The 14632-nt window shown below is 33.3% G+C and carries 10 protein-coding genes; 2 read left to right on the top strand and 8 right to left on the bottom strand.

Going from position 1 to position 14632, the window contains the following annotated elements; genetic code table 11:
* Positions 1-281 precede the first annotated feature (281 nt).
* The 7 genes from asnS to hldE all read right to left on the bottom strand — a co-directional run bounded on the left by asnS (position 282) and on the right by hldE (position 9136).
* Positions 282-1682, bottom strand: a complete 1401-nt coding sequence (gene asnS / locus KTT71_RS00555) for an asparagine--tRNA ligase (RefSeq protein ID WP_216782549.1) — start codon at positions 1680-1682, stop codon at positions 282-284.
* Positions 1683-2395: 713 nt separating this feature from the next.
* Positions 2396-3124, bottom strand: a complete 729-nt coding sequence (gene lptB / locus KTT71_RS00560) for an LPS export ABC transporter ATP-binding protein (protein WP_216782550.1) — start codon at positions 3122-3124, stop codon at positions 2396-2398.
* A gap of 6 nt (positions 3125-3130) precedes the next feature.
* On the bottom strand, positions 3131-3757 hold the full coding sequence (gene lptA, locus KTT71_RS00565) for a lipopolysaccharide ABC transporter substrate-binding protein LptA (protein WP_216782551.1): 627 nt from the start codon (positions 3755-3757) through the stop codon (positions 3131-3133).
* A complete protein-coding gene (gene lptC / locus KTT71_RS00570; protein ID WP_216782552.1) occupies positions 3726-4304 on the bottom strand; it encodes an LPS export ABC transporter periplasmic protein LptC in 579 nt (192 codons plus the stop codon). Before lptC ends, lptA begins: the two co-directional genes overlap by 32 nt.
* A gap of 577 nt (positions 4305-4881) precedes the next feature.
* On the bottom strand, positions 4882-5868 hold the full coding sequence (kdsD, locus tag KTT71_RS00575) for an arabinose-5-phosphate isomerase KdsD (protein WP_216782553.1): 987 nt from the start codon (positions 5866-5868) through the stop codon (positions 4882-4884).
* Positions 5869-6650: 782 nt separating this feature from the next.
* Entirely contained in the window at positions 6651-7229 is a 579-nt protein-coding gene (lpcA, locus tag KTT71_RS00580; RefSeq protein WP_216782554.1) for a D-sedoheptulose 7-phosphate isomerase, read from the bottom strand.
* A gap of 476 nt (positions 7230-7705) precedes the next feature.
* Entirely contained in the window at positions 7706-9136 is a 1431-nt protein-coding gene (hldE, locus tag KTT71_RS00585; protein WP_216782555.1) for a bifunctional D-glycero-beta-D-manno-heptose-7-phosphate kinase/D-glycero-beta-D-manno-heptose 1-phosphate adenylyltransferase HldE, read from the bottom strand.
* A 105-nt stretch (positions 9137-9241) separates the two neighbouring features.
* Here hldE and KTT71_RS00590 point away from each other — a divergent pair, with 105 nt between their 5' ends.
* Positions 9242-10171: a Kdo(2)-lipid IV(A) acyltransferase gene (locus KTT71_RS00590; RefSeq protein WP_216782721.1), complete on the top strand. Its 930-nt coding sequence runs from the start codon at positions 9242-9244 to the stop codon at positions 10169-10171.
* A gap of 1170 nt (positions 10172-11341) precedes the next feature.
* Entirely contained in the window at positions 11342-12550 is a 1209-nt protein-coding gene (pncB, locus tag KTT71_RS00595; protein WP_420885580.1) for a nicotinate phosphoribosyltransferase, read from the top strand.
* 776 nt (positions 12551-13326) lie between these two features.
* On the opposite strand, the gene surA is transcribed toward pncB, so the two are convergent.
* Positions 13327-14628, bottom strand: coding sequence for a peptidylprolyl isomerase SurA (gene surA, locus KTT71_RS00600; protein ID WP_216782556.1), 1302 nt, complete (start codon positions 14626-14628; stop codon positions 13327-13329).
* Positions 14629-14632: the final 4 nt, after the last annotated feature.

Consider the following 14632-nt stretch of genomic DNA (forward strand, 5'->3'; position numbering starts at 1 on the left):
AATTGTTATCCCTCTAAAGAGTTATTTTTGACATTTAGTACTATCTCAATTAATTCTGCATGGAGATAATACATTATTTACAGAGTTAAAAAGAAAGTATGATACCTTTCCGTATCTATATGACAGTGTTTCATTCACTAGACAGATAATCCACATCGAAAATGATACAAAAGTATAATTCACGTAACAAAACGCAAGTATATATTACAACTTGTAAAGTTACACCTATGTTGCAAGAGTTAAGTTTACAAAAAGAATCTAAATTTATTTTATTCCTCAATTTATATTTTTGCATTTCGTGGAGTACGCGGGAATGGAATGATATCCCGGACGTTTTGAACGCCAGTTACATAGGTCATTAAACGTTCAAATCCAAGACCGAAACCAGAATGTGGTACAGTTCCATAACGACGCAAATCACAATACCACCAGTAGTTTTCTTTTTTTAAGTTCATCTCCTCTAAACGCGCATCTAACATGTCAATTCTTTCTTCACGCTGAGAACCACCAATAATTTCACCAATACCTGGCACTAATACGTCTATTGCAGCTACGGTTTTCCCATCCGTGTTCATGCGCATATAAAAAGCTTTTGTATCTTTCGGGTAGTTTTGCACAATTACTTGTGTTTCAAAGTGCTGTTCTGTTAGATAGCGCTCATGCTCGGAAGCAAGATCTATACCCCAGTATACAGGGTTTTTAAAGATCTTGCCGCAGTTTAGCAAAATATCAATAGCTTCTGTATACTCTATTTTTATAAAATCGGAGTGTAAAAATATTTTTAGTCGATTTATCACATCCTTATCAATTTTCTGAGCAAAGAATGCCATATCGTTGGAACGTTCATCAAGTACTACCCCAATAACATATTTAAGCATATCTTCAGCAATATATGAAATATCGTTGATATCGGCAAATGCAACTTCAGGTTCAACCATCCAGAATTCAGCAAGATGTCGGCTGGTATTAGAATTTTCAGCACGAAAAGTTGGGCCAAAAGTATATACCTTAGATAATGCACATGCGTAAGTTTCACCATTCAATTGTCCGGATACTGTTAAGAATGCTTCTCGCCCAAAAAAATCTTCTCGAAAATCTATCCCCCCTTCTCTGGTGCGCGGCAAGTTTTCCATGTCTAATGTTGAAACGCGGAACATTTTACCTGTACCTTCCGTGTTTGAAGTTGTAATAATTGGGGTAGAAACCCATAAGTATCCATTTTTATGAAAGTAGTTATGGATTGCCTGTGCTAGTGTGTGACGAACACGAGCTACAGCACCTATCAAGTTCGTACGAGGACGCAGGTGAGAAACTTCACGCAGGTACTCGATGGTATGAGATTTTGCTGCTACAGGATAAGTATCAGGATCTTCTACCCAACCTATGATTTTAAATTCTATTGCTTGTAGCTCTAATTTTTGCCTTTTACCTAAAGATTCAGCTACTTTTCCAGTGACTGTAAGAGAGCATCCAGTAGTTAATCGCAAAATATCATTTTCATAATTAAAAAGAGAATGGTGCGCTACAACTTGTAGCGCATCGAAACAGGATCCATCATAAACTAATAGAAATGAGACTCCAGCTTTAGAATCTCTCCTAGTACGCACCCACCCGCGTACAGTAACTTCAGTATCGATCTCTATGCGACCCTTTAGTAGATCGACTACGGGAACTATAGTCATAACAGATTCTCTCTTTTCTGAATCTTAATCATAAATAACTGAGACATACTCTAATAATACAATTATCTTGCTATGTTACTTGTCATATCAATGGATATAAGAAAATAGTGATTAAACTTTAAGATATCATTAGAAGACAAGGTCTTATTCAATCAATTACAAATTTAACAGATTTTTTAATAAATTCTTGTGCTTACTGTAGAACATAAGTGCTCTTCGAAAAAATAATTAATATTTAATCACGAACGAGAATATCTATAATAACTCATATGACACAAAAAACTAATTATTTTATTATATAAAAGATAATTGATGTAAATATAGAACGATAGTTGCTTCTAGATAACGTTATTCTGACCTAATATAAATTTAATAGGATGCTTATGACTAGTGGGATACAACATATTATAGCTATTAAGTATGTTGCAGTTGTCTAGGTTTATTGGGTGTTTTAGTTCAGGTGTTCAACTATTATATCGATTGCGTATCATTTGATGAATGTTTGTTGTTGAATACTCTTGGTTATCTTGATTTAATTTTTTAAGATAGATTATTATAGACAATGTTATTGTACTTATTACTTCATTAGTAATTACTAATTCGTCTGCTCTATTAACCTTACTTAATAATCGCGTTATTTTTTGTATAAGTGTAGGGAATATAGTCTACTAAAATATAAATAGATTCTAGGATATAGGCTAAGACAAGATTCATCACAGGCGAAATGCTTGACCCAGATAGACTCGTTTAACCTGCTCATCACATAAGATTTGAGATGGTGTTCCATGGGCAATTATAGTACCCTCGCTAACAATATAAGCACGTTCACAAACATCTAGTGTTTCTCGTACGTTATGGTCAGTAATTAATATGCCTAAACCACGATCTCTCAAGTGTTCAATAATTTTTTTAATATCTATTACTGAGATCGGATCAACGCCGGCAAAAGGCTCATCTAATAGAATGAACTTAGGTTGTGCAGCTAGTGCTCGTGCAATTTCTACACGTCTACGTTCACCACCGGATAGTGATCGGCCTAATTTAACGCGCAGATGAGCAACATGAAATTCTTCCATAAGCTTGTTAGCGCGATCTGATCGTTGTTCTCTAGTGATGAGATCATCACGAATTTCTAGTACGGCCATGAGATTATTATAGACACTAAGACGGCGAAATATTGAAGATTCTTGTGGTAAGTAACCTATTCCACGGCGTGCGCGAGCGTGCAATGGCAAAAGACTTATGTCTTCATCGTCTATAGCTATATGTCCAGAGTCACGCTGTATAATGCCAACAACCATATAAAATGTAGTGGTTTTACCAGCACCATTTGGCCCAAGAAGGCCAACAATCTCACCAGAGTTGACAATCAGGCTAACGCTCTTAACTACTAGACGTCCTTTGTAGGCTTTCGCTAGATTTGTAGCAATTAAACTTGCCATAACAAATTAGTAACCCAGCATCTTTGAAGATGCGCTAAATGAATTATTAACTTTTTTCTTTTCTTTACCCACCGAGAGCTGTTCTTGCGATTTCTGAATTTCATCTGAGGGTATGTTTTTATCTTTCCATTTAGTGGGAAATAAAATAGCAGTTACGTGTTTTCCTTTATCGCTTAATGCTTCCATTCTCTGCTGTTTAATCAGATAAGTAATTTTATCTCCCTGGATGCTACTATCAACCTGTTTTAGGAAGGCATTTCCCGTAAGAATAACTAAATCTTTATCTAGCTCATAGCGTAATCTATTTCCATGACAACTGATAGGTTTGCCATTTTCTTGTATTTGGTAGAAGGTCACAGGGCGGCCATATCCATCAACTATTTCTTTCCCTTGTCTGCCACTAGGGCGTGTCACAATAATTTTATCTGCATGTATCTTGATAGTACCCTGCTTAACTAATACATCACCGATAAAGGTAACAGAATTTCCTTGTATATTTAAAAACTGCTGCACTGATTCGATATGAATTGGCTGCTGTATATCTAAAAGCACCGCTATTACTGAAAAGCTTGCTGTTATCAGTGGGATCGTTAATATCAATCTAATTATTTTTTGTTTTATTTTGAATCTCATAATAGGTTTTCACGTTATTCATCAGCCGTGCGGTTTTCTCTTGCATATTTCCGCGCATTTTTAGACCACTAGATGTAAAATTTGATCCATAAACAGTTACTGCATGATCAGCACTAATATCCTGAGTGACCAGATTTAGGTGCACATTATCGGCAGTAATTTTTTTTAATTGAGATATCTGGAGTAAACTATTCGCTTCTACACTTCCATGTAGATAAAGCATATGATTATCAATAATCTTTGCCTTATCTGCTCGAATAGACCAAGTTGGCTGTGTGTCTTGATCATAGGTTATTAGGATCGGTTGACTGAACCAGCTGGTTTTATCATCTGAATAATGATACATATTTTTTGCTATTATCTTATAACTTATTTTTCCAGTAGGATCGTAAACTATAGTTATGATATTTTGACTACGATATGTAGGTGCCTTGTTTTTTACATAAGACTCAGTGATATCAGAATGATTTTCCGTAAGATTCCAAGCGATTATTATTGATGAAAGTACTGTTAATAGCAAAACAAACCCGGTCTTAGTTTGACACATACCTATAGTCCCATGGCTTAAATATAGTTGATCTTACGACTTGTAGTGTAAGGTGACGCAATTTACCCACTTATACTAATTTCACCTGCAATAGTTGTCACATATTTAAGTGCTTCATAAGAAATTTGGAGGAGTGTAAACTGCTATTAAAAATTCTATTTTTCCTATTGTTTACCAATTGAGATATTTTAGCCTTATGAAAGCAATCTAATAAAAAAGTTTAGATTGCGAATATTTTAAGCTGGATGAATTTATAATATTTTAAAAGTATCTAAATATTCCATGAAGTTTTTGCTACTTTTGTGTATTAACATAAGTTTATATTCGCATCTCAGTGACAAATACTTTGCACTAGTAATCTATAATTTTTATGCATTCAAGCATTTGTTTTTAGTTATACTAAAATAGCTGAACTTATCGCTAAAATACTGCATATATCAATAGTTTATGTCTGCTGAGTTATTTTGCATCTTAGTTAGTTTATGATACTTATCTCATGCTTTATGAGTAAGATCAGATGAATCGATACCAAATTAAAAGCTTGTTTATATATTGAATTTTGTTTAAGACATAACTATTAAACTACACCAGCTCGCAGCATATCATGCATATGAACTACTCCAATCAGTTGATCATCATTAGCAACTAGAAGCGAAGTGATATGACGAACCTGCATTAGGTTTAATGCATCTACTGCTAAAGCATTTGGGTGAATTCTTATACCGCCGTATGTCATTACATCAGCAATTTTCGCATTATTTAAGTCAATGCCTAGATCAAAAATTCGTCTCAGATCTCCATCAGTAAATATACCTTCTATTTTCATTAGGTCATCACATATTACCGTTAATCCCAGTTTTTTCCTAGTAATCTCTAGAAGAGCATCACGTAATGAAGCATTGCGGCTAACATTTGGTAGTTCATTTCCGGTGTGCATAATATCTCTTACGTGTAACAGCAGTTTTCTGCCTAATGCACCACCCGGATGAGATAGAGCAAAATCTTTTGCAGTAAAACCACGAGCCTTTAGAAGTGCAACGGCTAGTGCATCCCCCATGGCCAGTATTGCCGTTGTGCTTGCTGTTGGGGCTAGTCCTAATGGACATGCTTCATGTGATACTTTGACACACAAATGAATATCGGTAACTTTGCCAATAGAACTATCCGCTTTATTAGTCATACAGATCATTTTTATTGCTTGACGTTTTAGTACAGGTATCAATGTTTTAATTTCGTGTGATTCTCCAGAGTTAGAAATTGCTAAAACAATATCATGTGAAGTAACCATGCCGAGGTCACCATGATTTGCTTCAGCGGGATGCACAAAGAACGCAGGAGTCCCTGTGCTAGCAAATGTTGCGGCAATTTTGCGACCGATATGACCAGATTTTCCCATCCCCATAACTACTACTTTACCCATACAGTTCAAGATTGCTTCGCAAGATTTACTAAAGTCTTCATTAATGTACTGTTCTAGTTGCGCGAGTCCTTCACGTTCAGTTTTAATAACTTGCTTACCTATTCTCCGGAAGTCAAATCTTTTATTTAAGCCTAAATATGACATAATTTTCTCACTTGATTCAGTGTTGTTTTATTGGTTGTGCACGCAATTTAACTCTAGGTACTCTTTTATATTCATTTAATATGCTTATGGACTCATAAAATGCATTTTAAATATATAAATATAGCAAAGCGACTCGCTGTTTATTGAACTACTCGCATATAAACCATAAATTTTATTTCTGGATTAATATGAATTATTACTCAAACTCACTCGTATGAAGTTACTTGAATACAGTAAAGAGCAGTTATTATTATAAAATTACAATGATTTTTCCTAAATATTCCCGATCTTATAGAGTACTAGTCATCACTTTAAATTAAGCGCTATAAATTGTAAAAGCTGATACTGTTATTTTATATTACAATTTTAATCAGATTGATATCGATCATCATAATCTATAAATAGATAATGCTATTACTTCAACAAGTAGTGAATCACTATTACATAGTTCACTAGAGAGTGATAAAATATTTTTATGAATAGGTGGTTTGACTTGGATGACTTTTCTTGCGTTAATTTTCGCCATATCAAGTAAGAGTTTTATTGAAATATCAATATAAGAAATATTCAATGTGCTACCTTTAGAGTTTTTACAATCAAGGTAATACTTTTGGTATCAAAATAAATTAGAATATAACCTTACTTATAAAATAATATTTATGTAATGCTTTTATGCATATAATATACTTGATTTGATAGCATCAAATGATTAAATATCCATCACATATCTGTTATGTATAATAGATATTATCGTTTATCAGAAACTATTTTAGTGAAATAACTTATTTAGCCATCTCTTGTTCTATTAATTGAATCAGTATATGTATGACTTTGATGTGGATCTCCTGGATACGGTCAATATAACCGAAGTGTGATACACGTATTTCAACATCTGTTATACTTGCAATCTTACCTCCGTCTTTACCGCTCAATACAATCACTTTTATGTCTTTATTGCGAGCCATTTCAATGGCTTTTATGATATTGTTCGAGTTTCCTGAAGTAGAAATCCCAAGAAGCACATCTCCTGCACATCCTACAGCTTGAACGTATCGAGAAAAAATGTAGTCGTATCCCAGATCGTTGCTAACACAGGATATATAGCTTGGATCTGAAATTGCAATGGCTGCATATCCAGGCCGATTTTCACGATAACGACCTGTCAATTCTTCAGCAAAATGCATTGCGTCGCAATGTGAACCACCGTTGCCGCATGATAAAACTTTACCACCTTTTTTCAAAGAATCCACTATTAGTAATGCAGCACGTTGAATAGAATAAATATTTGAATCATCACTAATAAAATCTTGCAGTTTGATTACTGCTTCGCCCAGTTCACTCCGAATGAGATCAATATACATAGTATCCTCTGATGACATAGAAAATGGTCTTTGAATAATTACATTATCATAATGTAAAATACATACTTGATTAGAACAACGTCTTAGTTTTAAATGATTCTATATCTTTTGTTGCATAATAAACCTATGAAAGCATCTTTATCTTAAACATAGTTTAAAGCATGAGAAATCGTACAAAGAGATAAAATATATATCAAAATATACTTATATATTATTTTTTAATATTTCTATAAATCAGTATCTCGGGTTATACTGGTTACGGCTAATATAAATGAGGAAAAGTATCCAGCGCACAATTAGTAATAATCGCACTATCAAAAGTAAATATTGGGTAGATAAACAGTGAAATTCAATGAGAGTCGTAGTAGATATATTTATGATTTATAAATAATTTAGTATAATAACTCTTATAACATGCTAAGACTGTGCTTGTTTATGCTATCTCTAAATTGTGCTGTATTTTGTATTTAATTATTTTACTGGCAACTTTGAAGAATATTTTTAATTATATTGCTGCTTGAGCAACCTTCTTCAAAGTTTATTGTGCAAACTTTACCACCTGCTGCAATAACTTCTTTGCTACCAACAATGTCTTCCGTATGATAATCTCCCCCTTTTACCAGGAAGTCAGGAAGAATTTCAGAGATGATGAGTTGTGGTGTATCCTCTTCAAACGATATAACCCAATCTACCGCTTTTAATGCAGATAGCATAATCATGCGATGTGCAAGCTTATTTACAGGGCGCCCTGGACCTTTGAGACGCCTGGCTGATGCATCGCTATTTACAGCTACTATCAGTCGATCTCCTAACTTTCGTGCTTTAGCAAGATAAGAAACGTGGCCTGCATGCAGAATATCAAAAACTCCATTAGTCATAACTACTTTTTCACCTCTTTTCTTCGCATTGACAACTGAATCTTTTAGTGCACATTCTCTCATGACACCAGAATCTTGTTCTCTGAACTTATGAATAGAGTTTCCAAGTTCCAACGGAGAAATCGTAGAAGTACCTAGCTTACCTATTACTAAACTAGCCCCAGAGTTAGCTAATAAACAGGCTTCTTCTAGAGATGATCCAGCAGCAATACAAGATGAGAGCACTCCGATAACAGTATCTCCTGCACCGGTAACATCATAAACTTCCTTTGCTTGCGTTGCCATATGCAATGGAGGTCTTTTGTGTTGCAGTAAGGTCATTCCCTGCTCGGCTCGTGTCACCAAAAGTGCTGTCAATTCTAATCTGCGCATCATTTGCAAACCACGCGTAATCAACTCGTTATCGTTTTTACACTGTCCAACAACTGCTTCAAATTCACATAAATTGGGCGTTATCAGAGTAGCTCCACGGTAACGTTCAAAATTTATACCTTTAGGATCAATTAGCACAGGCACTTTTGCTGTTCGAGCTAATTGAATAATATTTTGAACTGATCCTAAAGCACCTTTAGCATAATCAGATAGAATTAATGCTCCTAATTCTGGTAATGCTTTTTGAATTTTTTTGAAGATTGATTGAGCTGTCATACCATCAAAAACTTTCTCAAAATCTAGACGGATTAACTGTTGGTTGCGTGATAAAACACGCAGTTTTGTAATAGTTGGATATTCTGGTACAGATATCAAATCATATTTAATGTTAACTTCACTTAGCTTTGATTTCAGTATTCTCGCCGCATCATCAATACCGCTTAAACCGACCAAGTGTACGTTTGCACCAAGATAGGCAGCGTTTAACGCCACGTTAGCAGCACCTCCAGGGCGATCTTCAATAGCATGTACCGTCACTATAGGAACTGGTGCTTCTGGAGAGATCCGATTGGTAGTTCCATGCCAGTAACGATCTAGCATGACGTCACCTGCAACCAATATTTTAGCTTTACGGAAATCAGGTAGGTTTAATTTCATGCTCAGACTCCAAATAGACTAAGATAAAGTAATATTATCACATGAGCTGTTATTTCTATTACAATATGGTATTGCTTAATTAAGTGAGGTCCTAGTTTTTCTGTGATTACTGACAATAATATTTACCCAAAATTCGATTGTGCACTACTATATCCAAAATACTGGTTAACCTGGTTAGGGCTATTAATTTTATATATTGTAGTTCTTATACCATACCCTGCTCTTTTTAAATTGGGAACAAATTTTGGTAGAATTATCATGAAGTTTATGCAATACCGAGTAAAAATTTCTTTACGTAATCTAGAACTCTGTTTTCCTGAAATGTCATTGGCTGAGCGTCAAGATATAGTTGATAGAAATTTTGAGTCTGTTGGTATGGGTCTTATTGAAACCGGGATGGCTTGGTTTTGGCCTACATGGAGAATTAAGCGTTGGTGTCGCACTAAAGGTTTAGAGCACATAATTCACGCAAAACAGGAAGCGCGAGGAGTGATGCTAATAGGTTTGCATTTTTTAACACTAGAGTTAGGTGCACGTATTTTCGGAGTTCATAATCCCGGCGTGGGCGTTTATCGACCTAACAATAATAAAGTGATTAACTGGATTCAAACTTGGGGGCGTTTGCGTTCCAATAAATACATGTTAGATCGCAAAAATCTGAAGGGTATGATTCGGGCATTAAAAGAAAGTGAAATTGTCTGGTATGCTCCAGACCATGATTATGGCCCACGTAATAGCGTATTTGTTCCCTTGTTTGCGGTGGAACAGACAGCTACTACCATTGGTACCTATATTTTAGCGCGCATGAGCAAACCAGTAATGATACCGTTTAATACTGTTAGATCTGCAGATGGCAGTGGCTATACCATGCTGATTCAGCCGCGTGTGGAGAATTTTCCGCTAGATAATGAAACAGTAGCAGCTGCAGCTATGAATAAAGTAATCGAGCAAGAAATTTTGCGATCTGCGGATCAGTATATGTGGATGCATCGTCGTTTTAAGACACGCCCAAAAGGAAGCCCTGCGCTCTATTAAGATATTTTGATTATTTATTTTGCTAAAAGATTCATAGAAAAAAGCATGAATATTAAATATTCATAAATGTATATTTTGAATACAATATAATATGTCAGAATTATAACACACCATGCTTTCCTGTACTGAGTAATATGTTCTTATCTACTACCATTGTTTTATTTATTAAATAGCTGCATGCTTTTATGTTAATATCAATCACAGTATAGTATTTTTATGAAAAGATACTATACTGTGATTGTACTCTCCAAGAGGAGAATATTCTGTATTTAGAGATTACAGCGCACATGGTTTTATCTTGCTCATTCTCATATCTCTAATTCATGAATTAATAATAAAGATATTATATATTTTATGCCTTAAAAGATCATTTTGGTTATGCCTTAAGTTTAGATAATAATATTTCTGCTATTTTATGGATATCTCTGTATAAGTACTAATAGATATTCTTAAGAGGGATAATTACGTATAAAAACTCTATTATTGTCTATTGTCTTCTCTGAATATACTACTTGAATATATGATCTAATTTACTCGTTGAGTGCTTACTCAAGATAATATCTTTTGATATCCTAAAACTTTTTTAAAAATATTTTTTACTAGATCTTGTAATAAAAATATTTAAAGATTTTAAATGCTATCTATTAAAAATCAAATAAAATAAGATTAAAAATATATGGTTTCACAAGAAAATATTGAGTAGCTATATTTACTGCAATGATAACTTTATGCCGAATCAATGAAGTAGATATAATATGAGCAATATTTCTTAACAGTTATATTGACGGCTATTTAAATCATAGATATTCAATTATATTGCTATCATGTGTTTTATGACCGATAGCATAACTTATCTATCACTAATACATGACTGAGATATTTATTAAGTGTATATTTAGATTTATTATATATTTCATATGTATATCGCTATATTTATGCACTTTATAAATGCATATATTAGTTATTAAACAGATAAAAATAAATTGTTTATAGATTGATTAATATCAATATATTTATTTACTAGTAAATCCTTAATTTTATAAAATTATTTTTATTAAAATTAATCTACTGTAATTAAGATTCATTATCAGAATATATTCATTATAATTTATAAATTTATTTAATAATATAGAGTGTGAAATATACCTAACTAGAATATAAGAACACATAATGATTCAAAAATATCACTCCCCAATATTAACTTCATTATTGGATACAGATGCTTACAAATTGTATATGCAGCAAGCTGTCTATCATAATTATCCTAACCTTGCGGTAGTAGCAGAATTTCAGTGCCGTAACCAGGACCTACTAGGTATTTATGCTGATGATATTTTCCAGCAGATTCTTTTTATGAGTAATATTGTTCTGAGTAAAGCAGAATATACTTACCTAAGTTCTTTGTCTTTTTTTAGGAAAGATTATCTAGATTGGCTATATAACTTTCGCTTTAACTCAGAGCATATTGATCTTTGTAATGCAGATGGTCATTTAAGTATACGTATTGCCGGTCCTTGGAGTGAAGTGATTATGTGGGAAGTACCACTGCTAGCTGTGATTAGCGAATTGGTTCATCATAATCGCACTCCATCAGCAACTCCTGAAATGGCAGTAGTTCAACTTCGCAAAAAACTTGTAGATTTAAAAAAACTCAGTAGTGATATTGATCTTTCGGGATTTAATCTTATTGATTTTGGTACACGTCGTCGTTTCTCTTATAATGTACAACGCGCTATTATTGAAACTTTGAAGATAGATTGTCCACATTTAGTCGGGACCAGCAACTACAAATTTGCCAGGGAGCTGCATCTTACACCGATGGGCACTCAAGCTCATGAATGGTTCCAAGCTCATCAACAAATTTGCCCAGTGTTAGCGAATAGTCAATGTGCTGCTCTTGAAGCATGGCTGGTTGAATATCCAGATCAACTTAGTATTGCTTTAACAGATTGCATTACAATGGATGCATTCCTGCGTGATTTTAACTTTCATTTTGCAAATACTTACCAAGGATTACGACACGACTCTGGCGACCCAGTAGCATGGGGTGAGAAAGCGATAGCTCATTATCAGAAACTAGGTATTGATCCAATTACTAAGACTCTAGTCTTCTCTGATAATCTTAACCTAAAGAAGGCTTTGGAGTTGTACTGTTATTTTCACAATCGCATTAATCTATCTTTTGGCATCGGTACATGTTTGACCTGTGATATTCCTAATGTACAACCTTTAAATATTGTAATAAAACTCGTTGAGTGTAATGGCAAACCTGTAGCTAAGATATCTGATAGCCCAGGAAAAACTATTTGCTACGATAAAGATTTTGCAAAAGAACTATGTAAAGCTTATGATATAATTCTCTTCGAGAAATACATGTAGTATTCCAAAAATTTTTATAATATAATTGATCATAAGTAAAGTTATTACATAATGATCTTTTAAAAAAATTGTCAAGATCTGTCTATCTTTGCCATATTTCATTTAGAATAAAATTCTAAGTTCTTTTTAAGAAAAAGTATAAAATTATTTACCAGAAAGTTATTTCAGTCTTTTTTATAATGTATCCGCTCATACACTATTCTTTAACCTGTGTTGTTAATATCTTTGAAAGATATATTCAAAATCCTGCTGTAATAAATAAAAAATTTTCATAAGATACACAGAAAATATTATATATTTGGTATATTACGAATTTATTATTTAAATATTTAGAGTATGATTTATTAAATAAGATATACATAATATAGAAAGCATACAATTCGATCTAAGATTTAATATAATAAAGATATTTAATAATACTAAATATCTAACAAATGTTTATTCAATTTTAGTGATAAAATTAAGTAAGTTAATAAATAAATGATACTACATTTGCATCAAAAATATTGTATAATACAAGTTTTTGGTATTTATTGTAATTATTTATAGACTAGGAGCATAATCAGAATATGAGAGATGCTGTTTTGTTGAGTCACTGAGTAACTAACCTACGCTCTATTCTATATATAATTTTGGTAGCATTACAATAGTTGTTGCATTGCGAGCAATATTTAAATAAAAAATCAATCATAATCTATCAAATTATCATGAAATAAACCTATCATCACTTTTTCTATAAAACATGCTTTTAAAGATTAGAAAGAGATATTAATATTTTAATTAAGTATATTATAATTATCCATAATTTTTACGTAAGAACTAGCTCTATTTTCCTGCAACCAAGATTGCTCTTCTTGATTAAATTTACGGTTAAACAATATGCGGTATGCTTGATCTTTTTCAGCATCTTCGGTGCGCTTAACTGTTCTAGTATCTAGTACTTGAATTAAATGCCATCCAGAAAAAGCGGTATAGATCGGTACGCTGATTTCGCCTTTTTTAAGTTTTATTAAAGCATCACGGAAGACTGGATTGTAAGAAGTTGGTATTACCCAGCCTAAGTTCCCACCTTTGAACGCGGAAAAGGAGTCCTCAGAGATCTCTTTTGCAGCTTTATCAAAAGTAATTGTCTTATTTTTAATTTGTTGAGCAAGTTTTTCTAATCTAAGTCGTGCTTGATCATTAGTCATAACCGGAGATGGACACAATAGAATATGGCGTGCATTGACTTCTGTGATATATACATCTTTTGGTTTGCTGCGTATATCATTAATTTTAAAAATATATAAACTAACACCTAAACGTATTGGACCAATGATATCATTTTTTTCAGCTGTTCTTAATGCATTTGCTAAGACTAATGGTAATCTCTGGATTTTAATCCATCCTATTTGACCTATTTTGGTATTATAAGATTCTGCTGAATATTTAAGTACCATTTTACCGAATTCTTCACCTTTTCTAAGTTTACTAACTAAGCAAACAGCATCTTGGTAAGGATTATTCAAGGAGCTATAAGTTGGGCTTGTAGCTGGCAAAATAATTTGACTAAGATTTAGCTCGATATTATCCTTATTCTCTGCGCTTATCTGTTTTGCTAAGTCTTCCACTTCTTGCGGAAGGATGATGAATCGACGACTAACTTCTTTATTGCGTACTGTAGAAATCAACATTTCTTCACGGATCTGATCACTATATTTTTTATAGCTAATGCCACGGGCAGCTAAACGACTGCTCATTTGATGCACTGACATATTATTTTGCTGAGTAATATTTATAATAGTCTGCTTAATATCGGAATCAGTGATATCAATACCCATCTTTTGTGCTATTTGTAGTTGGATCTTATTCATAATAAGATGTTCTAGAATCTGGTATCGTAAGATTTTATCATCATATAATCTACTTTTATTTTGAGATAGGTTTATTTTTACTGAGTGCAATAGACCACTAACGTCACTTTCTAGCACAATACCATTGTTAATGATGGCTACTATTTTATCAACGACTTGAGGGGTTGCAGAAGCAGTATGACCAAATAATGTCATACTTAGTATCAGAATGCTCCATTTTTTCATGACT

This window comes from Candidatus Profftia tarda (genome assembly GCF_904848675.1).
GTDB lineage: Bacteria > Pseudomonadota > Gammaproteobacteria > Enterobacterales > Enterobacteriaceae > Profftia > Profftia tarda.